At 68.4% G+C, this 19,871-nt stretch carries 26 protein-coding genes; 19 read left to right on the top strand and 7 right to left on the bottom strand.

The window, feature by feature from the left end; translation table 11 throughout:
* Positions 1 to 3 precede the first annotated feature (3 nt).
* A complete protein-coding gene (gene merP / locus N800_RS08390; protein ID WP_012480190.1) occupies positions 4 to 282 on the bottom strand; it encodes a mercury resistance system periplasmic binding protein MerP in 279 nt (92 codons plus the stop codon).
* 12 nt (positions 283 to 294) lie between these two features.
* Entirely contained in the window at positions 295 to 645 is a 351-nt protein-coding gene (gene merT, locus N800_RS08395) for a mercuric ion transporter MerT (protein WP_036136917.1), read from the bottom strand.
* 77 nt (positions 646 to 722) lie between these two features.
* On the opposite strand from merT, the gene merR reads away from it, so the two are divergent.
* The 3 genes from merR to murU all read left to right on the top strand — a co-directional run bounded on the left by merR (position 723) and on the right by murU (position 3,172).
* A complete protein-coding gene (merR, locus tag N800_RS08400) occupies positions 723 to 1,127 on the top strand; it encodes a mercury resistance transcriptional regulator MerR (protein ID WP_425476504.1) in 405 nt (134 codons plus the stop codon).
* Positions 1,128 to 1,415: 288 nt separating this feature from the next.
* The gene (locus N800_RS08405) at positions 1,416 to 2,468 is read left to right on the top strand and encodes an aminoglycoside phosphotransferase family protein (RefSeq protein ID WP_036136921.1); all 1,053 of its coding nucleotides are present in this window, start codon (positions 1,416 to 1,418) and stop codon (positions 2,466 to 2,468) included.
* On the top strand, positions 2,465 to 3,172 hold the full coding sequence (murU, locus tag N800_RS08410; RefSeq protein WP_036136923.1) for an N-acetylmuramate alpha-1-phosphate uridylyltransferase MurU: 708 nt from the start codon (positions 2,465 to 2,467) through the stop codon (positions 3,170 to 3,172). Before N800_RS08405 ends, murU begins: the two co-directional genes overlap by 4 nt.
* A 13-nt stretch (positions 3,173 to 3,185) precedes the next feature.
* Here the strand turns inward: murU and hda are convergent, their stop codons facing one another.
* Genes hda through N800_RS08425 form a run of 3 tightly spaced genes read right to left on the bottom strand, consistent with a single transcriptional unit; the run spans position 3,186 to position 6,124 of the window.
* A complete protein-coding gene (hda, locus tag N800_RS08415; protein ID WP_232227572.1) occupies positions 3,186 to 3,872 on the bottom strand; it encodes a DnaA regulatory inactivator Hda in 687 nt (228 codons plus the stop codon).
* Between the two features lie 26 nt (positions 3,873 to 3,898).
* Positions 3,899 to 5,041 (bottom strand): AI-2E family transporter, encoded by a 1,143-nt coding sequence (locus N800_RS08420; protein WP_036137067.1) that lies wholly within the window; start codon positions 5,039 to 5,041, stop codon positions 3,899 to 3,901.
* A 12-nt stretch (positions 5,042 to 5,053) separates the two neighbouring features.
* A complete protein-coding gene (locus N800_RS08425) occupies positions 5,054 to 6,124 on the bottom strand; it encodes a DUF2066 domain-containing protein (RefSeq protein ID WP_036136928.1) in 1,071 nt (356 codons plus the stop codon).
* A gap of 154 nt (positions 6,125 to 6,278) precedes the next feature.
* Here N800_RS08425 and purM point away from each other — a divergent pair, with 154 nt between their 5' ends.
* From purM to N800_RS08445, 4 genes are read left to right on the top strand one after another with little or no spacing between them, the layout of a single operon-like run.
* Positions 6,279 to 7,313, top strand: coding sequence for a phosphoribosylformylglycinamidine cyclo-ligase (gene purM, locus N800_RS08430; RefSeq protein WP_036136931.1), 1,035 nt, complete (start codon positions 6,279 to 6,281; stop codon positions 7,311 to 7,313).
* Positions 7,314 to 7,317: 4 nt separating this feature from the next.
* Positions 7,318 to 7,974: a phosphoribosylglycinamide formyltransferase gene (purN, locus tag N800_RS08435; RefSeq protein WP_036136934.1), complete on the top strand. Its 657-nt coding sequence runs from the start codon at positions 7,318 to 7,320 to the stop codon at positions 7,972 to 7,974.
* Positions 7,971 to 8,747, top strand: a complete 777-nt coding sequence (locus N800_RS08440; protein WP_036136937.1) for a DUF3108 domain-containing protein — start codon at positions 7,971 to 7,973, stop codon at positions 8,745 to 8,747. Before purN ends, N800_RS08440 begins: the two co-directional genes overlap by 4 nt.
* A gap of 6 nt (positions 8,748 to 8,753) precedes the next feature.
* On the top strand, positions 8,754 to 9,440 hold the full coding sequence (locus N800_RS08445; RefSeq protein WP_036137068.1) for a DUF3108 domain-containing protein: 687 nt from the start codon (positions 8,754 to 8,756) through the stop codon (positions 9,438 to 9,440).
* Positions 9,441 to 9,559: 119 nt separating this feature from the next.
* Here the strand turns inward: N800_RS08445 and murA are convergent, their stop codons facing one another.
* Positions 9,560 to 10,837, bottom strand: coding sequence for a UDP-N-acetylglucosamine 1-carboxyvinyltransferase (murA, locus tag N800_RS08450; RefSeq protein ID WP_036136940.1), 1,278 nt, complete (start codon positions 10,835 to 10,837; stop codon positions 9,560 to 9,562).
* A gap of 104 nt (positions 10,838 to 10,941) precedes the next feature.
* Positions 10,942 to 11,181, bottom strand: coding sequence for a BolA family protein (locus N800_RS08455; RefSeq protein ID WP_036136942.1), 240 nt, complete (start codon positions 11,179 to 11,181; stop codon positions 10,942 to 10,944).
* A 170-nt stretch (positions 11,182 to 11,351) separates the two neighbouring features.
* Here N800_RS08455 and N800_RS08460 point away from each other — a divergent pair, with 170 nt between their 5' ends.
* From N800_RS08460 to N800_RS08515, 12 genes are all read left to right on the top strand, one after another.
* A complete protein-coding gene (locus N800_RS08460; protein ID WP_036136945.1) occupies positions 11,352 to 12,365 on the top strand; it encodes a KpsF/GutQ family sugar-phosphate isomerase in 1,014 nt (337 codons plus the stop codon).
* A gap of 27 nt (positions 12,366 to 12,392) precedes the next feature.
* Positions 12,393 to 12,974 (top strand): KdsC family phosphatase, encoded by a 582-nt coding sequence (locus N800_RS08465; protein ID WP_052108070.1) that lies wholly within the window; start codon positions 12,393 to 12,395, stop codon positions 12,972 to 12,974.
* A gap of 11 nt (positions 12,975 to 12,985) precedes the next feature.
* Entirely contained in the window at positions 12,986 to 13,540 is a 555-nt protein-coding gene (gene lptC / locus N800_RS08470) for an LPS export ABC transporter periplasmic protein LptC (RefSeq protein WP_198032499.1), read from the top strand.
* On the top strand, positions 13,521 to 14,054 hold the full coding sequence (gene lptA, locus N800_RS08475; protein ID WP_036136951.1) for a lipopolysaccharide transport periplasmic protein LptA: 534 nt from the start codon (positions 13,521 to 13,523) through the stop codon (positions 14,052 to 14,054). Before lptC ends, lptA begins: the two co-directional genes overlap by 20 nt.
* The gene (lptB, locus tag N800_RS08480) at positions 14,054 to 14,773 is read left to right on the top strand and encodes an LPS export ABC transporter ATP-binding protein (protein ID WP_036136954.1); all 720 of its coding nucleotides are present in this window, start codon (positions 14,054 to 14,056) and stop codon (positions 14,771 to 14,773) included. Before lptA ends, lptB begins: the two co-directional genes overlap by 1 nt.
* 50 nt (positions 14,774 to 14,823) lie before the next feature.
* Complete coding sequence (locus tag N800_RS08485) at positions 14,824 to 16,245, top strand: RNA polymerase factor sigma-54 (protein ID WP_036136957.1); 1,422 nt, start codon at positions 14,824 to 14,826, stop codon at positions 16,243 to 16,245.
* A 215-nt stretch (positions 16,246 to 16,460) separates the two neighbouring features.
* Positions 16,461 to 16,790 carry a ribosome hibernation-promoting factor, HPF/YfiA family gene (gene hpf, locus N800_RS08490; RefSeq protein ID WP_036136960.1) on the top strand — a complete coding sequence of 110 codons (330 nt, stop codon included), beginning with the start codon at positions 16,461 to 16,463 and terminating at the stop codon, positions 16,788 to 16,790.
* A 3-nt stretch (positions 16,791 to 16,793) separates the two neighbouring features.
* On the top strand, positions 16,794 to 17,261 hold the full coding sequence (locus N800_RS08495) for a PTS sugar transporter subunit IIA (protein ID WP_036136963.1): 468 nt from the start codon (positions 16,794 to 16,796) through the stop codon (positions 17,259 to 17,261).
* Positions 17,262 to 17,280: 19 nt separating this feature from the next.
* Positions 17,281 to 18,231, top strand: coding sequence for an HPr(Ser) kinase/phosphatase (hprK, locus tag N800_RS08500; RefSeq protein WP_036136965.1), 951 nt, complete (start codon positions 17,281 to 17,283; stop codon positions 18,229 to 18,231).
* Entirely contained in the window at positions 18,228 to 19,106 is an 879-nt protein-coding gene (gene rapZ, locus N800_RS08505; RefSeq protein WP_036136967.1) for an RNase adapter RapZ, read from the top strand. The genes hprK and rapZ overlap by 4 nt, the downstream gene beginning before the upstream one ends.
* A 91-nt stretch (positions 19,107 to 19,197) precedes the next feature.
* Positions 19,198 to 19,590, top strand: a complete 393-nt coding sequence (locus tag N800_RS08510) for a PTS sugar transporter subunit IIA (RefSeq protein WP_036136969.1) — start codon at positions 19,198 to 19,200, stop codon at positions 19,588 to 19,590.
* Between the two features lie 10 nt (positions 19,591 to 19,600).
* The gene (locus N800_RS08515; protein WP_036136972.1) at positions 19,601 to 19,870 is read left to right on the top strand and encodes an HPr family phosphocarrier protein; all 270 of its coding nucleotides are present in this window, start codon (positions 19,601 to 19,603) and stop codon (positions 19,868 to 19,870) included.
* The last annotated feature ends 1 nt before the right edge of the window (position 19,871 follow it).

The following is a 19,871-nucleotide window of genomic DNA, read 5'->3' on the forward strand; positions in this document are numbered from 1 at the left end:
TGCTCACTTCTTGACGGTAGACGGGTAGCCGGCGTTCTCGGTGGCTTTGGTCAACGCGGCCGGAGTGGTCTTGGCATCGTCGTAGGTTACCACCGCCTCCTTGGGCTCCCAGGTCACCTTGGCCTCGATGACGCCTTCGACCTTGGTCAGCGCCTTCTTGACCGTGATCGGACAGGTGGCGCAGGTCATGCTCGGCACCGACAGCGTGACGGTTTTGGTGGCGGCCCAGGCGGGAGCGCTGAGGGCAACGGTCAGAGCGAGCAATGCGACGAGTTTCTTCATGGCAATCTCCTTTCAGTAGAACAGGGGCATGAGGTAGGGGAACACGAGCGCGATCAGCACCAGGGCGGTGACGATCCAGAAGATCACCTTGTAGGCCGTCCGCACCTGGGGCACGGCGCATGCGTCGTCCGGCGCGCAGGCGCGAGCCGGCCGGAAGATGCGACGCCACGCGAAGAACAGCGCCACGAGCGCCACGCCAATGAAGATCGGCCGGTACGGTTCCAGCGCGGTCAAGTTGCCGATCCAGGCGCCGGAGACACCCAGCGTGATCAGCACCAGCGGACCGAGGCAGCAGGTCGAGGCGAGGATGGCGGCGAGGCCACCGGCGGCCAGTGCACCGCGGCCGTTGCTGGGGTCTGCCATGTGAGGGATCTCCTTCCGAGACGTTGCGTGATGCGCTAAGGTTACTTCCGTAGTCAAGTACGGAGTCAAGCGCGATGGTGAACGATCCGCAAACACTGACCATCGGGGCTTTCGCCAAGGCCGCTGGGGTCAACGTGGAGACCATCCGGTTCTATCAGCGCAAGGGGTTATTGCCAGAACCAGGTCGGCCCGTCGGCAGTATTCGCCGCTACGGATCGGCGGACGTGGCGCGGGTGCGTTTCGTGAAATCCGCCCAGCGGCTGGGGTTCAACCTGGACGAAGTCGGCCAACTCCTACAGCTTGAGGACGGCACTCACTGCAGCGAAGCCGCCGAGCTGGCTGCGCTCCAGCTCACCGACGTGCGCACCAAGATGGCGGACCTGACGCGAATCGAAGCGGTGCTGTCACGGTTGGTCAACGAGTGCCATGCGCAGCGAGGCACTGTGTCGTGCCCGCTGATCGATTCTCTGCACGGGAGCTAGGCGCGTGGCTTAACCCGGTTTTCCGTTCCACTGCGCCTCAAACCCCAGTTCGAGCCGGGGGCAAGGTGACCTGCCACTGATTGTTTCCTTGCACCGACATGCGCCAGACAAAGCCCACACTGAAGGCTAAAAGCGCGTAAGCCTTGCGATACCAGAAACCTACCGAACGAGAGCTGTCAGACAAGAAGGGCTAGTGCGGTCTTCCCACACTAAAATCCGGATACCCAAAAAACATTACCTCCGGCTACCCTGTAGCGATCAGGCGGCCAGCGCCGCCCGGAGCCCCCCATGACCACCCACCCCGAACCCACTCCGCGCGAACTCGCCCGCCTTGACTGGGCGCGTGCCGCCACCGGCAACCCCACTTTCGAACTGCACCGCGCCTCCATGGACGCCGGTTTCCGCAGCTACTGGCGCGGCGCCGTGACGCCCGGCAGCGTGGCTGGCACCGATGCCGCCAGCGTCATCGTCATGGACTCGCCGCCTGACAAGGAGGACGTGCGCCCGTGGCTCCGCCTGCGCGACGTGCTGGAAAGCGGCGGCGTGCGCGTGCCGCGCGTGCTGGCACGGGACGTCGAGCACGGTTTCCTGCTGCTGGAAGACCTGGGCACCGACACCTACCTGCACGTGATCGGCCTGCACAACGCCGACGCCCTGTTCGACGACGCCATCACCCAGTTGCTGAAGCTGCAGGCCATCCCCTGCCCCGCGGACCTGCCCGCCTACGACGAGGCCCTGCTCTCATGCGAGCTGCGCCTGTTCGATGAGTGGTACCTCGGCCACCACCTTGGCCTCGCACTCGACTGCGGCGACATGGACCGCCTCGACCTGGTCTACCGCCGGCTGATCGACGCCGCGCTCGCCCAGCCACAGGTGCTGGTGCACCGCGACTTCATGCCGCGCAACCTGATGCCCGCCGCCGATGGCCCCGCCGTGCTGGACTTCCAGGACGCGGTGCGCGGCCCGATCGCCTACGACGCGCTCAGCCTGTTCAAGGACGCCTTCCTCAGCTGGCCCGAGGACCGTGTCGAAACGTGGCTCGCGCACTACCACGCCCGCGCGGTGGACGCCGGCCTGCCCGTGCCCGACCTCGCCCGCTTCCGCCGCGACGCCGACTGGATCGGCGTGCAGCGCCACCTCAAGGTCATCGGCATCTTCGCCCGCCTCTGGCACCGCGACGGCAAGCCCAAATACCTGGCCGACGTGCCGCGCTTCTTCGCCTACCTCGACGGCGTGCTGCCGCGCTACCCGGAGCTGGCGCCGCTGGCGGAGGTGATCGAGCAGCGCGTCAAGCCGGCACTGGCGGAACTGGCGCGCGGCCAGGAGGGCATGGGCGGATGAAGGCGCTGATCCTGGCCGCCGGTCTGGGCGAACGGATGCGTCCGCTGACCAACACCACGCCCAAACCGCTGCTGCGCGCGGGCGGCAAGCCACTGATCGCCTGGCACATCGAGAAGCTCGCCGCGATCGGCGTGCGCGACATCGTGGTCAACACCAGCTGGCTGGCCGAGCAGTTCCCGCAGGTGCTCGGCGATGGCGCAGGCTGGGGCGTCCGCCTGCATTACTCGTACGAAGGCCCCACGCCGCTGGAGACCGGCGGTGGCATCTGGCACGCACGCACGCTGCTCGGCGACGCGCCTTTCATCGCGGTCAACGGCGACATCTGGACCGACTTCGATTTCGCCACCCTGCCGCGCGAACCGGCGGGCGACGCGCATCTCGTCCTCGTGGACAACCCGGTGCACCACCCGATCGGCGACTTCGCCCTGCATAGCGACACGCTCGCCAGCACTGGCGATGCCAAGCTCACGTTTTCCGGCATCGGCGTGTACCGCAGCGCTTTGTTTGACGACTGGCGGACCACGATCGGCGACGCGCCGGGCGCGGACGAAACTCCGCCGCGTTTCAAGCTCGCCCCGCTCCTGCGCCGGGCCATGGACGCGGGCCGCGTGAGCGGTTGCCACCACCGCGGCCAGTGGACCGACGTGGGCACACCCGAACGCCTGGGCCAACTCGACGCGTCACTGGGGTTGGCCGCGACGTAGGCGGCCGACGCACTCAATCCGCGCCCAGCACCTGCCGCAGGAAAGGCACGGTCAAACGACGTTTGGCCGCCAGCGATGCACGATCCAGTTGGTCCAGCACGCCGGTCAACGCGGCCAGATCCCGATCCACGCGCTTGAGCAGCCATTCCAGCGCGGCCTCGTCCAGCACCAGTCCACGGCGCTGCGCGCGCTGGCGCAGCACCTCGCGGCGCCCATCGTCGTCCAGGGGCGCCAACACCAGGCGGGTGCACTGCTGCAGGCGCGACCGCAGGTCGGGCAACACCAGCCCCAATTCGCCCGGATTGCCGCGCGCGGCGTACAGCACCGTAATACCGGCCGCGCGCGCTCGGTTGTGGGCGTCGAACAGCGCCACCTCGTCGTCGCGATTGCCGGCGATGCGTTCCAGCCCGTCCAGCGCCAGCAGGTCATTGCCCTCCAGCGCCTGCAACGCCTCGCGCAGACGGCCGGCAGCGGCGACCAGCGGCAGGTAAGCGGCACGGCGCCCCGCTCCCTCGGCCGCCGCACAGGCGGCCAGCAGCAGGTGTGTCTTGCCCACGCCGGCCGGCCCGGCCAGATACAGCCAATCGCCACCCACCGTCGCGGCTGCCTGCACCAGCCCAACGACGCCCGGCTCGAGCGTCACATAGGTATCCAATCGCTGGTCCGGCGGGTAGCGCAGCGCCAGCGGCAGTTGCGGCACGGTGGGTCCGCCTCCTCCGGAAACGCTCACCCCTGGCCCTGCTCCGGATGCTTGGCGTGATGCGCGGGGGCGCCCAACACGATGCCGGGCTGCTCACCGGCGTAGAGCCGGCTGGCCACGTAGCGTTCCTGCGCGAAGCGCAGCAGCACGTTGATCACCGCCGCCAGCGGCAGCGCCAGCAGCATGCCAAGGAACCCGAACAGCTGGCCGCCCGCCATCACCGCGAAAATCACCGCGACCGGATGCAATCCGATGCGGTCACCCACCAGCTTGGGCGTCAACCAATAGCTCTCGATTACCTGGCCAATACCGAACACCGCCAGCACGCCGGCCACGTGCGGCCAGTCGCCGTATTGCACCAGCGCGGCAATCACACCGAGGATGATGCCGCTGGCCGGGCCCAGGTACGGGATGAAGGTGAACAGGCCGGCGACGATGCCGATCAGGATCCCCAGGTCCAGTCCCACCGCCCACAGCCCCAGGCCGTACATCACGCCCAGGATCAGCATCACCAGGAACTGCCCGCGCAGGAACGCCCCCAGGATGTCGCTGCTCTCGCGCGCCAGCCGCGTCGCCGTGCCCAGGTGGTCACGCGGCACCAACGCGGCCACGCGCTCGACGAACACGTCCCAGTCGCGGAGGAAGAAATAGGTCAGCACCGGCAGCAGCGCCACGTTGGCCACCAGCGTCAGCAGCGCGAACCCCGAGCGCGACAGGTAACCCAGCAGCGTTGTCGCCACGCCACCCGCCCGCTCCCAATTGCTGCGGATCAGCTCGAACAGGTGACTGAAATCCAGCCACTGGGTGATTTCCAGGCCGGTGCGCGCCTCCAGCCAGGGCAGCGCGGTCAGCATCAGCCAGTCGCGATAAGCCGGCAGCGAGGCCCACAGCGTCAACACCTGGCGCTCGATCGTCGGCACCAGCAGCACCAGCGCCAGCAGCACCAGCAGGGTCATGCCGGTGAACACCAGCCCCACGGCGAAATCACGCGAGCGGCCCCGGGCCTGCAACTTGTCCACCAACGGGTCGCCCAGCCAGCCCAGCATCGCCGCCAGGACAAACGGGGTCAGCACGGGCGCCAGCAGCCACAGCAGCCAACACACGGCCACCGCCACCGCCGCCCATTTGAGGCGGCGGAGAAACAGTGCGATTTCCTCGACCGGTTCCATGTCGCGCATCGGTCAGCGCATCCGGTAAACGGGTTCGTCGCCTTCCTCGGCGACCAGCACGTCGTCGCGGGCCACCGCGCGCTTGAAGCCCGGCAGGCCCGTCGGCAGCTCCAGATCGAACGTCACGCTGCCTGGCACCGCACGCACCGGCGTGATCCGGCCCACCGCGGACAGCTTCTCCAGATAGCCGGCCAGGCGAATGTAGGCCTCCGCACTCGCGATGCCATTGAAGGTCACCCGGTACGTGCCGGCCGGCCCGAGGCCCTTGGCACTGCCAGGCTTGGCATACCGGCGGACCAGTGCGTTGGCCGCGCCGTCCGCACCGGTGGCCATCACCCGACGGGCATCGGCGTGCTTCTCCGTCCAACGCGACAGCACCTTGCCACCATCGACGAAGATCCAGTCGGCCTGCCAGCCCTCCTTAACCCGGTACAGCTTGCCCACCAGTTGCATCGGCGGGCTGTAGCGCGTCGATGCGCGGGCCACGGCCGCGGTGTCCCCGCGCCAGATCGCGCCCACCACCGCCTGTTCGGCGGCGGTACCGGCGGGCAGGCCCAGCGCGTACCCGCGGTCCTTGGCCCGGTCCAGCACCGGCCGGGCTGCGTTGGTCTGCGGCAGCCCCACCAGGCGCGGGCCCGAGCCATCGTCAATCGCCATCCACAGCACCGGCTTGGGCCGCGGCAGCGGCCAGATCGGCAGGCCCACGATCGCCGCCAGCTCATCCACCTGTTCCTGGTCGAAGCGAACCACCAGCACGGTACCGAAGGTCGGTGCACCGCGGGAGGACACACCCTCGTCCTGCCGGTAGTCGTACCCATCCACCATCTCCCTGGCGCGGGCCAGCTCCTGGCGCATGCCGGGGCGCGAGGCGACCGCGTTGTCGCCCGACAGGCGCGCCAGCACCTGCACCAGCGCGCGCACGAAGGCGTTGTTGCGCTCCGGCTCGCCCTGGCCGTTGACCCTGACCTCGGCGGCGTAGGGCCCCTGGGCCTTCGCACGATCACCCTCCACGCGCTGCGCGGCCGCGCCAAACGCCATCGAAAGCAACGCGACGGCCAAAAACACTCGGATTGCGCGGAGCATCGCCTACCCTAAGTTGGCTGGATTCATCCGGAAATGGTGCCCCACCCCGGGTGATCCGTCCATTGACGCCGGTCGCGGACGCCACCACCGGGCCAACGGGGCACCGGCAGACTGCTAAAATGCGCGACTCCCTACCGCCACCGCCGAGTCCGCCGTGACGAGCCCCACCCCGCTTACCTACCGTGACGCCGGCGTCGACATCGACGCGGGCAACGAAGTCGTCGAACGCATCAAGCCGCTGGTCAAGCGCACCATGCGCCCCGAAGTGCTGGGCGGTGTCGGCCTGTTCGGCGGCCTGTTCGACGTGAGCGGCAAGTACCGCGAACCGGTGCTGGTGTCCGGCACCGACGGCGTGGGCACCAAGCTGATCCTGGCCAAGCAACTCAACCGCCACGACACCATCGGCATCGACCTGGTGGCCATGTGCGTCAACGACGTGCTGGTGCAGGGTGCCGAGCCGCTGTTCTTCCTCGATTACTTCGCCACCGGCAAGCTCGACGTGGCCACCACCGTCGACGTGGTCGGCGGCATCGCCAAGGGCTGCGAAATCGCCGGCTGCGCGCTGATCGGCGGCGAGACCGCCGAGATGCCCGACATGTACCCGCCGGGCGAGTACGACCTGGCCGGTTTCACCGTCGGTGCGGTCGAGAAGGCCAAGTTGATCGACAGCAGCAAGGTGCGTGCGGGCGACGTCCTGATCGGCATCGCCTCCAGTGGCCCGCACTCCAACGGCTATTCGCTGGTCCGCAAGATCCTGGCGCGCGCCGGCAATCCACTCGACCTCGACCTGGGCGGCGTGAAGCTGGCCGACGCGCTGATGGAGCCCACCCGCATCTACGTCAAGCCAGTGCTGGAACTGCTGGCCCGGCACGACATCCATGCGATGGCCCACGTCACCGGCGGCGCGCTGGTGGAGAAGATCATCCGCGTGGTACCGCAGGAGTTCGGCCTGGAGATCGACACGTCCGCGTGGCCGCTGCCGGCGGTGTTCGACTGGCTGCAGCGCGAAGGCAACGTGCCGCGCGAGGAAATGTGGCGCACCTTCAACTGCGGCGTCGGCTTCGTGCTGATCGTCGCGCCGGGCGACGTGGCCGCGATCAATGCCGACCTCGATCGACTGGGCCTTGCGCACTGGCAGATCGGCCAGGTCACCCCGGCCGGCACCGGCGAACGCCTGCGCATCGGCTGACCGCATGCGCCTGGCGGTCCTGGCCTCCGGCCGCGGCAGCAACCTGCTGGCCATCCTCGACGCGATCGCGCGGGGCCAGCTGGATGCCGAGGTTGTGGGCGTGTTCTCCGACCGGGCCAAGGCCGCGGCCCTCGACCATGCCCGCGAGGCCGGCGTGCCGGCCACCGCGCTGTCCGCCAAGGGCTACCCCAGCCGCGAGGCGTTCGATGAAGCGATGTTCAGCCTCGTCGACGCCGTTCATCCAGACCTCATCGTCTGTGCGGGATACATGCGGCTCATGAGCGCCGCCTCCGTCAACCAGCGCCTAGGCCGGATGATCAACATCCATCCTTCGCTGCTGCCCGCCTTCAAGGGCCTGCACACCCACCAGCAGGCGCTTGATGCGGGCGCTGCGGTGCACGGCGCCAGCGTGCATTTCGTCACTGCCGAACTCGACGGCGGCCCTGTCATTGCCCAGGCCCGCGTGCCGGTATTGCCGGGCGACGATGCCGAACGCCTCGCCGGCCGTGTGCTGGAACGCGAGCACCCGCTGCTGATTGCCACCCTGCGCGAACTGGCCGCCGGCCACATCCGCTTGAACAAGCACGGCGTGCAATACGATGGGGCCACGCTGGACGCCCCCCTTCAACTCACCGCCGACAATCGCCTCTCGCCGCCATGACCCGGACCCGACTGATCACTGCCGTCGCCGCCCTGATCGTCCCGTTGTCCGCCGCCATCGCGCAGAGCGCCCTCCCGACGCCGCCTGCAACCTCCGCTGTGGCGCCCGCCGCCGCGGCACTGGAACCGTTCATCGCCCAGTACAAGGTCTACAAGGGCAGCAGCGAACTGGGTGAAGCCACCCTGCAACTGGTGCGCCAACCCGGCAATCGCTGGCGGGTGGACCTGCTGATGCGCGGCGGCGGTCTGTTCAAGATCGCCGGCGTGCATGCCGACCAGAGCACCGTATTCGACACCTCCATCTCCGGCCAGACTTACCGCCCGCTGACTCAGGCCACGGTGCGCAGGGTCGTATTCACGCAGCGGAAGACCATCGGTCTCTACGATTGGAAATCACGTACCGCCCGCTGGACGGGCGACGTGAAGGAGTCCCGCTCCCGCCCCGTGGCCCTGCAGCCCGGGGACATGAGCGGGTTGTTGATCAACCTGGCGGTGATCCGCGACGCTGCCCCCGGCAAGGCCCTGCACTACCGCTTTGTCGACGATGGCCGCGTTCGCGACCACCGCTACCAGGTCGCCAGCGACGTGGAGAGCATGGGCGCGGGCGACATGCGGTTCGATACGCTGCGGGTCAGCCGCATCGGCAACACCAGCGGCGACGAGACCTTGCTGTGGGTGGCCAACGGCGTCCCGACGCCGATCCGCATCCTGCAGCGGGACGATGGACAGGACAGCTACGACCTGCGCCTGGTCGAGTACAAGGGAATCCAGTAGATGACGATGACGTTTTCCAAGTCGAAGGTGTACCGGATGGCGTTCGCGGTCTTGGCCGTGCTGGCCAGTGCGCCCGCGTTGGCACTCGAACCGTTCACCGCGGACTACCAGGCCAGTTACATGGGCATGCAGGCCAATGGCCGCATGACCCTGGTCGCCGCGGGCGAAGGCAAGTGGCGCTACAACCTGAGCATCCAGAACCAGTTGGCCAACCTCAGCCAGACCACCGTCTTCCAGGACATGGACGGCCAGTGGCGCCCGCTGTCGGGCACCGACAGCAGCAAGGTGCTGATCAAGAGCTCGATCAAGAACGCGGCCTACGACTGGTCACGTGGTGTCGCCACCTGGTCCGGCGACGTCAAGCCCGATCGCGCCGGCCCGGTGAAGCTGCAGGCCGGTGACATGGACGCGTTGCTGATCAACCTCGCGCTGGTGCGCGACGTGCTGGCTGGCAAGCCGCTGGTCTACCGGATGGTGGAAAACGGCAAGGTCAAGGTGATGAAGTACGCCGTGGCCGGCAAGGAGCAGATCACAGTGGGCGGCAAGCCGCAGCAGGCCACCAAGGTGGTCAACACCAGCGGCGAGCGCCAGATCATCGCCTGGGTGGTCGAAGGCCTGCCGGTCCCGGCCCGCATCCTGCAACGCGAGAAGGGCTCCGACGCGATGGACCTGCGGGTGAGCACAGTCCGATAGTTGTACCTGGCGTGCCGGCACGTGTGGGACCGCGGGCACATTGTTCGCCTCCAGCTCCCGCCCACAAAAAAGCCCCACCCGGGGCTTTTTTGTTCTCTGAGGGTTGGCGCCGCCAGGCGTTAGCCAATGCGGCGGATCTTCGCCCCCAGCCCCGACAGCTTCTCCTCGATGTTCTCGTAGCCGCGGTCGAGGTGGTAGATACGGTCGATGGTGGTCTCGCCTTCGGCCACCAGCCCGGCCAGGATCAGCGACGCCGACGCGCGCAGATCGGTGGCCATTACCGGCGCACCGCTGAGCTTCTCCACGCCCCGCACCACCGCGCTGTGCCCGTCCACGTGGATGTCGGCGCCCAGGCGTACCAACTCGTTCACGTGCATGAAGCGGTTCTCGAAGATCGTCTCCTTGATCACGCCCACGCCCTCAGCCACGCAGTTCATGGCCATGAACTGCGCCTGCATGTCGGTCGGGAACGCCGGATGTGGCGCGGTGGTGAGGTTCACCGCCTTCGGCCGCTTGCCGTGCATGTCCAGGGTGATGCGGTCACCCTCGCAGGTGATTTCCGCACCGGCCTCGCGCAGCTTGTCCAGCACCGCATCCATGGTGTCCGGGCGCGCCTTGCGCGCGGTGATCCGGCCGCCGGTCATCGCCGCGGCCACCAGGAAGGTGCCGGTTTCGATGCGGTCGGCCACCACGGCGTGCCTGCCGCCGTGCAGGCGCTCGACGCCGTGGACCACGATGCGCGGCGTGCCCTCGCCCTCGATCTGCGCGCCCATCGCTCGCAGGCATTCGGCCAGGTCCACGATCTCCGGCTCCATCGCCGCGTTCTCGAGGATGGTGGTGCCTTCGGCCAGGGTCGCGGCCATCAGCACGTTCTCGGTCGCGCCCACGCTGACGATCTCGAACACGTGGCGTGCGCCCTTCAGCCGGGCCGCCTTGGCCTTGATGAAGCCATGCTCCACCACGATCTCCGCACCCAGCGCCTGCAGGCCCTTGATGTGCAGGTCCACCGGCCGCGAACCGATCGCGCAACCGCCCGGCAGCGACACTTCCGCCTCGCCGTACTTGGCCAGCAACGGGCCCAGCACCAGCACCGAGGCGCGCATGGTCTTCACCAGCTCGTAGGGCGCGATGTGGCTGTTGACCGTGCGCGGGTCCACCACGATGCCGCTCTCGCTGCCGGTGCCGATGGTGCCCTGGTCGATGGTGATGGTCGCGCCCAGCCCGGCCAGCAGCTTGGCGGTGGTGACCACGTCGTGCAGGTGCGGCACGTTGCTGATTTCCACCGGCTCGTCGGCCAGCAGGGTGGCGCACAGGATGGGCAGCACGGCGTTCTTGGCGCCGGAAATCTGCACCTCACCGTTCAGCGGGCGTCCGCCCTCGACAACAATCTTCTGCATGGAATTCTCGGCTCGCGGAACGGGGATGTTTACCAGTGGAGTGCCGCCGGGACGCCGGGCTCGCGCGGACCACCGCGCAAGCTTCCCGGCCGGCATGGCGCGGATCAGGCCGAGGCTCCGGCCTCGTCAGGGGTCATGGTCTTCAGTGCCAAGGCGTGGATCTCGCCGCCCATGCGCTCGCCGAGGGTCGCGTAGACCATGCGATGGCGCGCCAGCGGCAGCTTGCCGCGGAAGGCCTCGGCCACCACCGTCGCTTCAAAGTGCACGCCATCATCGCCGCGCACGTCGGCACGGGCGCCGGGCAGGCCTTGTTCGATGAGGGCACGGATGATTTCGGGATTCATGGGGAAAAGCACCTTGGTGGTCGTCGCGCTCAGGGGAGGACATCCCGCTACGGGCACCGGAACGGCCGCCAGCGCCAGCGTTGCGTCGCCGCCCGCCCGGCACCGGGCGTTTCCGGGCCAGACCGCATAGAATGGACCGATTAGCCTAGCGGAAAGGCCCCCACTCCGAAATGGCAACCGTGCCTTCGCCCCGATCGCCCCACACCACGCCCGACACCAGCTCCCTGGCCGCCAGCGGCCGCCGCGCCTTCGCGGTGGAGATCGACGCCCTCGCCGCCGTCGCCGACCGCCTGGACGGTGAGTTCAGTGCCGCCTGCCGACTGATGCTGGAGACCCGCGGCCGCGTGGTCTGCACCGGGATGGGCAAGTCCGGGCACATCGCCCGCAAGATCGCCGCCACACTGGCCTCCACCGGCACCCCGGCGTTCTACGTACATCCCGGCGAGGCCGCCCACGGTGACCTGGGCATGATCATCGACGCCGATGTGGTGCTGGCGCTGTCGTACTCGGGCGAAAGCGACGAGATCCTGTTGCTGCTGCCGGTACTGAAGCGCCAAGGCAACAAGCTGATCTCGATGACCGGTCGCCCGCAGTCGTCCATGGCGCGCGAATCCGACGTGCACCTGGACGTCAGCGTGCCCGCCGAGGCCTGCCCGCTGGCGCTGGCGCCCACCTCCAGCACCACCGCCTCGCTGGCGATGGGCGATGCGCTGGCCGTGGCCCTGCTGGAAGCGCGCGGCTTCACCGCCGACGACTTCGCCCGCTCGCATCCGGCCGGTGCGCTGGGCCGGCGTCTGCTGCTGCACATCACCGACGTCATGCACGCCGGCGACGATGTCCCCGCCGTGGGCCCGGACGCCACCGTCAGCGAGGCGCTGGTGGAAATGAGCCGCAAGCGCCTGGGCATGACCGCGGTGGTCGATGCCGAGCGGCGCCTGCTCGGCCTGTACACCGACGGCGACCTGCGCCGCAGCCTGGACGATGCCGACGTCGACCTGCGCACCACCCCCATCGCCCGCGTGATGACGAAGGCGCCCAGGACCATCGATGCGGGCGCGCTGGCCGTGGAGGCCGCGCAGTTGATGGAAGCGCACAAGATCAGCGGCCTGCTGGTGGTGGACGCTGAACAACGCGTGGTCGGGGCGCTCAACATTCACGACCTGTTGCGCGCCCGGGTGGTCTGATCCCGACGACGCCGGACCCTCGACGCCATGCCCTATTCCCACTTCAATGACTACCCCCCCGCAGTGCGCGACCACGCCACCCGCGTGCGGCTGGCCTGCTTCGACGTCGACGGCACCCTGACCGACGGGCGCCTGTTCTTCGACACCGAGGGCCGCGAGCTCAAGGCCTTCCACGTGCACGACGGCCAGGGGCTGGTGCTGCTGCGCAAGGTCGGCATCACCGTGGCCTTCGTCACCGCGCGCGCCAGCACGATTGCCGAGCAACGCGCACGCGAACTGGGCATCGTCGAAGTGCACACCGCCGTGGCCGACAAGCTGGCCTGCGTGCGCGACATCGCCGCCCGCATGGGCATCGGCATGGACGAAGTGGCCTTCATGGGCGACGACCTGCCGGACCTGCGCGTGATGCAGCAGGTCGGCTTCTCCGTGGCCCCGGGCAGCGGCCATCCGTGGGTGCGCGAACGCGCCCATTGGCGCACGTCCGCCCCCGCCGGCAATGGCGCGGTCCGCGAGTTCTGCGACCTGGTCCTGGCTGCGCAGGGCAAGGCCGAGGCGCTGCTGGCCGACGTGGTCCGCATTGATGGCGTGCGCGTCGAGGGCAACGCATGACGTGGCGGACGATGACCACGTGGGTCCTGCTGGTCGCGGCAATCGCCAGTGGCTGGATGCTGTGGCGCCAGCGCGCCCCGGAGACCGCGCCGGCGAAGGCGCAATTCCGCCCTGATTACGTGCTCAACGACCTGGAACTGATCGCGCTCGACGACCACGGCCGCGAGGCCTTCACCCTGCGCGCGCCGCACCTGACCCGCGACCCATCGGCTAAATCGATGGACATCCAGACCCCGCTGTTCATGATCCCCCCGAGCCCCGGAAAGGCCGGCACGCCCTGGGCAGTGCGCTCGGCCACGGCCTGGGTCGCCCCCAAGGGCGACGAGATCCGCCTGCGCGGGCAGGTGAAGGCCGACAGCCAGGACGCGCAGGGGCGGCCGGTCAACATCACGACCGAAGAGCTGAACGTCTTCCCCAACACGAAGCGCGCCACGTCCACGGCCAAGGTCGCGATGACCCAGCCCGGATTTATACTGAACGGCCGTGGGCTCGACGCCCAGCTTGATGCCAAGCGCATCGTCCTCCAATCCGACGTCAAGGCCCGATATGAAAGGACTGCCCGCTAGTTCGCTGGCCACCGTGCCGGCACTCCTGCTGGCTGCCGCGCTTGCCCTGCCGCAGGCGGCCTCGGCGCGCTCGTCCGACCGCAACCAGCCGATGGACATCGATGCCGGCCACTCGGACTACAGCCTCGACGAGAACAAGCCGGCGACGCTCTCCGGTGGCGTCACCATCACCCAGGGCAGCCTCAATATCACCGCCAGCACCGCGGTGATCACCCAGCGCAACGGCGACCCAACCCGCGTGGTGCTCACCGGCGCACCGGTCACGCTCAAGCAGCAGATGGACGATGGCACGCCTATGAACGCCATCGCCAACAAGATCGACTACGACCTCACCACCGAGGTGGTGGTGTTCACCGGCAAGGTCGACATCCGCCAGCCGCGGGGCAACCTCAGCGGCGAACGCGTGGTCTACAACATGCGCACCCAGCAGGTCACCGGCGGGGGCCAGGGCGCGGGCCGGGTGAAGATGCGCATCATGCCCAAGGGCGCGCGCGCCAACGGGAGCGGCACCTGATGCTGGTCGCCAACGGACTGCGCAAGGCGTATCGCTCGCGCGAGGTGGTCAAGGACTTCGGCCTGACCCTCGATGCCGGCGAGGTCGTCGGCCTGCTGGGCCCCAACGGCGCCGGCAAGACCACCTGCTTCTACATGATCGTCGGCCTGGTGCCGGCCGATGCCGGCGAGATCAAGCTCGACGGCCGCGACATCACCCATGAGCCGATGTACGCGCGCGCCAAGTTCGGCGTGGGCTACCTGCCGCAGGAACCCTCGGTGTTCCGCAAGCTGTCTGTGTCCGACAACATCATGCTGGTGCTGGAGCTGCGCGAAGACCTGGACAAGGCCGGCCGCGAGCGTGAACTGGCCAACCTGCTGGACGAGTTGCAGATCGGCCATGTCGCCACCCAGTTGGGCGCCAGCCTATCCGGCGGCGAGCGCCGCCGCGTCGAGATCGCGCGCGCGCTGGCCGGCAAACCGCGCCTGATCCTGCTCGACGAGCCGTTCGCGGGCGTCGACCCGATCTCCGTCGGCGAGATCCAGCGCATCGTCACCCACCTCAAGAATCGCGGCATCGGTGTGCTCATCACCGACCACAACGTGCGCGAGACCTTGGGCATCTGCGACCGGGCGTATATCCTCAGCGATGGTGGCGTGCTCGCGCAGGGGGCTCCGGACGCGCTGCTGGCCAATCCCGACGTGCGTCGCGTGTATCTGGGCGAAACCTTCCGCCTGTGACCGAATCGCCAACGACCGTCGGCCCTGCCGCGGTACGTTTGTGATCGACCATGAAACCTCGCCTCCAAACCGCTATTGGACAGCACCTGGTGATGACGCCGCAGTTGCGGCAGGCCATCCACCTGCTGCAGCTGTCCACCGCGGAACTTGAGGCCGAACTGGCCGAGGCGGTGGAGAGCAACCCGCTGCTCGACTGGACCGAAGAGCACGCGCTCGCTCCCGACACGGGCGAAGTCCCCTCGCCCACCGAGGCCGGTCCCGCTGAACAAACACCCGCGCGCGACGACGATGACTGGGGCCTGCCGGAAGGCGAGACCTGGTACGAGCGCGTCGGCCCTTCTGATCGGGACGAGGAAACGCCCGAGGCCGAACAGGTCGCGGGCGACGAAAGCCTGCGCGACCACCTGCTGTGGCAGTTGCACCTGAGCCATCTCTCGCCGCGCGACCGTGGCATTGGCGTCGCCCTGATCGATGCGATCGATGATGACGGCTACCTGCGTGAGGATCTGGACGCCTTCGTCGCGTCGCTGCGCCCCGAGATCGAAGCCAGTTGCGCCGAAGTGGCCACGGTGCTGCACCAGGTCCAGCGCTTCGACCCGGTGGGCGTGGGCGCCCGCAACCTCGGCGAATGCCTGCGGCTGCAACTGGACACCCTGCCGGACACCACGCCCGGCAAGCCGCTGGCCGGCCAACTGGCCAACGGACCGCTGGAGCGGCTGCCCCGGATCGGGATCGAGGGCCTGGCCACCGAACTCAAATTGCCGGCGGTAGAAGTGGACGTGGCCGTGCAACTGTTGCGCTCGCTGGATCCCCGACCCGGCGCACAGATCGGCGGCATCGGCAGCGACACCTACGTCAGCCCCGACGTGGTGATCTGGCGCCAGCACGGCGTGTGGCGCACCGCCCTGGCCTCCGGCACCCGGCCGGGCCTGGCCATCCACCGCGGCTACGAGTCCATGATCCGCCATGCCAGCACGGCCGACGCCAGCTACCTGCGCGGCCGGCTGCAGGAGGCACGCTGGCTGCTCAAGAGCCTGGAGGCGCGCGGCGACACCCTGCTCAAGGTCACGCGCTGCCTGATCCGCCAGCAGGCCGCCTTCCTCGAGTTCGGCGACAGCGCGCTGCGCCCGCTGACCCTGCGCGAGGTCGCACAGGATGTCGGCCTGCATGAGTCCACCGTGTCGCGCGCGATCGCCCGCAAGTACGCGCGCACGCCGCGCGGCACGATTCCGCTGCGCGCGTTCTTCGCTTCGGGCATCGAGACCGGTGCCGGCGGCGAAGCCTCCAGCACCGCCATCCAGGCGATGATCCGCCAGCTGATCGAGGCCGAGAACCCTCGCAAGCCAATGTCCGACGCGCGCCTGGCCGAATCGCTCAAGGCTGGTGGCATGCCGGTCGCGCGACGCACCATCGCCAAGTATCGCGAGGCGATGAACATTCCTTCCTCGCAGGATCGGGTCCGGATCTGCTGACCGGGGTGCCGCCGCCCCCTTCGGCGGAATCGTTAAGTACTCGTAACGCGCCATGGCGGGCTAACCCGTTACGTTCTCGCCGGTGCGCCGACAACACCGCGCGCACGCCGATTGACCGTTATCAAGGCATCGCTTCACGAAAGCTTGAAACTGGCACCAACGCATCCCAGACATGAGATGCTGTCACTACCGTTCCAACGTGAAGGAGGTTTCCGATGCGTATCGACGTCCACGGTCAGCAGATCGAAGTCACCCAGGCCCTGCGGGACTACGTGGAATCAAAGCTGGAACGGCTGCCGCGCCATTTCGAACAACCGCTCGACGTGCGCGTGCTGCTCAATGTAGACAAGGTCGAACAACGGGCCGAAGCCAACATCACCATCGCAGGCAAGGTGCTGCATGCCGATGCCACCGGCGTGGACATGTACGCGGCCATCGACCTGCTTGCCGACAAACTCGACCGCCTGCTGATGAAGCACAAGGAAAAGCAGGTCGACACCCACCGCCGCGCCGAGGGCATCGCCCGCAGTGCCGACTTTGGCTGAAGGATGCCCCTGCATGACATGCTCGACGGTGACCGCGTTGCACGGCTGGCTTCGGCCGACAGTCGCGATGCGGTGATCGACGCCGCCGCCCGGCTGCTGGCCGGCGCGGCGGCTCCGCCACAAGAAGTGGCCCTCATCCGCGACAGCCTGCGGGCGCGCGAAGCCTTGGCCAGCACGGCCATCGGCCACGGGGTGGCATTGCCGCACGGCCGCATCGCCGACCTCGAAGACACCCGCTGCGCTTTCCTGCAATTGAGCCCCGCCGTCGATTTCGGCGCGCTCGATGGCCAACCGGTCGATCTGGTGGTGGCAATGGCGGTACCCGAACACTTCGCACAGGAACACCTGCACCGTTTGGCCGTGGTGGCCGAGCGCTTCTCCGATCCCGGGTTCCGTGCCGCGCTACGTGCCGCCCGCACGCCCACCGCGCTATACCGGCTGTTGGTGACCGGACAGCCCAACGGCGGCTGAGTCCCATTAAGATGGGCTGATGACGACCCGCATCAGCGCCAACGAACTCTTCGAGCAGCAACGCGAACGCCTGGACCTGCGTTGGATCGCCGGCCAGTCCGGCGGTGATCGTGTGTTGGAGGCGGGCGATACCGTGGCCCGGCGCCCCTCGCTGGCGGGCTACCTCAACGCCATCTATCCGAACAAGGTCCAGATCCTCGGCACCGAGGAGTTGGCCTGGCTGGACGGACTGGACCCGCGCCAGCGCTGGGAAACCATCGAGAAGATCATCCACTTCCGCCCGCTGGCGCTGGTGGTGAGCAAGAGCCAGGCCTGCCCCGAGGACCTGCGGCTGGCCGCCGAGGAGTCGGAAACGCCGCTGTGGTGTTCGCCGCGCCGTGGCCACGAACTGCTCAACCTGCTGCAGTACCACCTGGCGCGCGCGCTGGCGCCACGCATCACCATGCACGGCGTGTTCATGGAGATCTACTCCATCGGCGTGCTGATCACCGGTGAATCCGGCTCGGGCAAGAGCGAACTGGCGCTGGAGCTGATCACCCGGGGCCACCGCCTGGTCGCCGACGATGCCCCGGAATTCACCCAGATCGCTCCCGACGTGCTCGACGGCACCTGCCCCGACATGCTGCAGGACCTGCTGGAAGTGCGCGGCCTGGGCGTGCTCAACATCCGCCAGATGTTCGGTGACACGGCGGTCAAGAAGAACAAGTACCTTCGGCTCATCGTCCACCTGACCAAGCCGATGACCGACCCCCTGCCCAGCGGGCTGGAGCGCCTGACCGGCGACAACAGCACGCGTCGCATCCTGGACCTGGACGTGCCGATGACCACCCTGCCGGTGATGCCCGGCCGCAACCTTGCCGTGCTGACCGAGGCGGCCACGCGCCTGCACAGCCTGCGGATGAAGGGCCTGGACCCGGCGGCGGCGTTCATCGCCCGCCACAGCAACTTCCTTGAACGAGGCGAAGCATGACGACCACCCCGACGCCGGCGCTGGTAATCGTCAGCGGCCTGTCCGGCTCGGGCAAGTCGGTGGCGCTGCGCACCTTCGAGGACCTGGGCTACTACTGCGTCGACAACCTGCCCATCGAGATGCTGCCGCAGTTCGTGCGCAGCGTCAGCAGCGGCGACGACGCCCCGCCCAAGCTGGCGGTGGGCATCGACGTGCGCAACCGCGTCGGCGAGCTGGCCAAGGTCTCCGGCTGGCTCTCTGCCGTGGGCGAACTGGGCCTGGACCCGCGCCTGCTGTTTTTCGAATGCCGCGACGAAGTGCTGCTGCGGCGCTATGCGGACACCCGCCGCCGCCACCCGTTGAGCCACCTCGGCCTGGCGCTGGGAGAGGCCATTGCGCGTGAACGCGAGCTGCTGCGCCCGCTGCGCCAGATCGCCGACACGGTGATCGACACCAGCGACCTCAACGTGCACCAGCTTCGTCGGCACGTGATCACCGAGTTCGAGATGGGCGACGACAAGAAGCTGTCGCTGCTGTTCGAGTCCTTCGCCTACCGCCACGGTGTCCCCGCCGACGCCGACTTCGTCTTCGACGCACGCGCCCTGCCCAACCCGCACTGGGATGCGGTGCTGCGGCCGCTGTCCGGTCGCGATGCGGGCGTGCGTGACTATCTGGACCGGCAGGCGGACGTGGAGATGTTCTTCGGCCAGGTCAGCCAGTTCCTCGACGCCTGGCTGCCGCGCATGAACGCCGACACCACGCGCAGCTACGTCACCGTCGCCTTCGGCTGCACCGGCGGGCGCCACCGCTCGGTCTACCTGGCCGAACGCATGGCCGCCCACGCCCGTGCGGAGGGCTGGGACGAAGTGGCCGTGCACCATCGCGAACTCGATTAGTCCAACCCGCGTCACGCGCGCCGGGACGCCTTCGTCCCGGATTCATGCTGCCTGCTTTCAGGCGGCGTCCCTGCTCTGTTAAGTTTCCTCCATGGCCGTCGGAATCCTGCTCATCACCCACCCCGGCATCGGCAGCGCGCTCGTCGCGGTGGCCAACGGACTGCTGCGCACGCTGCCGCTGCGCACCGAGGCCTTCGAGGTCCCCTTTGGCGGCGACCCGGACGAACTGTTGCCACAGGCCAGCGCGGCACTGCGGCGGGTGGACGGCGGCGCGGGCGTGCTGGTGCTCACCGACCTGTACGGCGCCACGCCCAGCAACCTGGCGGCCAAGGTCGCGCGGCTGGGCACGCCGGTACGCCGCGTGTCGGCGGTGAGCCTGCCGATGCTGTTGCGGGTGATGAACTACGCCGAGCTGGAGCTGGACGAACTGCCTGCGGTCGCTTCCGCCGGTGCCCGCAATGGCGTGATCCTGGACGACGCGTGAGGCCCCCCACATGATCGAACGCGAACTGACCGTCAGCAATCGACTGGGCCTGCATGCCCGGGCCACCGCCAAGCTGGTGCAACTGCTGTCGGCCTACAAGAGCAACGTGACCCTCACCGCCAAGGGCCGCGAGGTCAATGCCAAGAGCATCATGGGCGTGATGCTGCTTGCCGCCGGCCAGGGCACGCAGGTCAAGCTGCGCGTGGACGGCGAGGACGAAGGGACCGCCTGCGACGCGGTGGCTTCGCTGTTCGAACGCCGCTTCGACGAAGACAGCTGAG

It is taken from the genome of Lysobacter daejeonensis GH1-9 (assembly GCF_000768355.1).
GTDB classification, from domain to species: Bacteria; Pseudomonadota; Gammaproteobacteria; order Xanthomonadales; family Xanthomonadaceae; genus Aerolutibacter; species Aerolutibacter daejeonensis.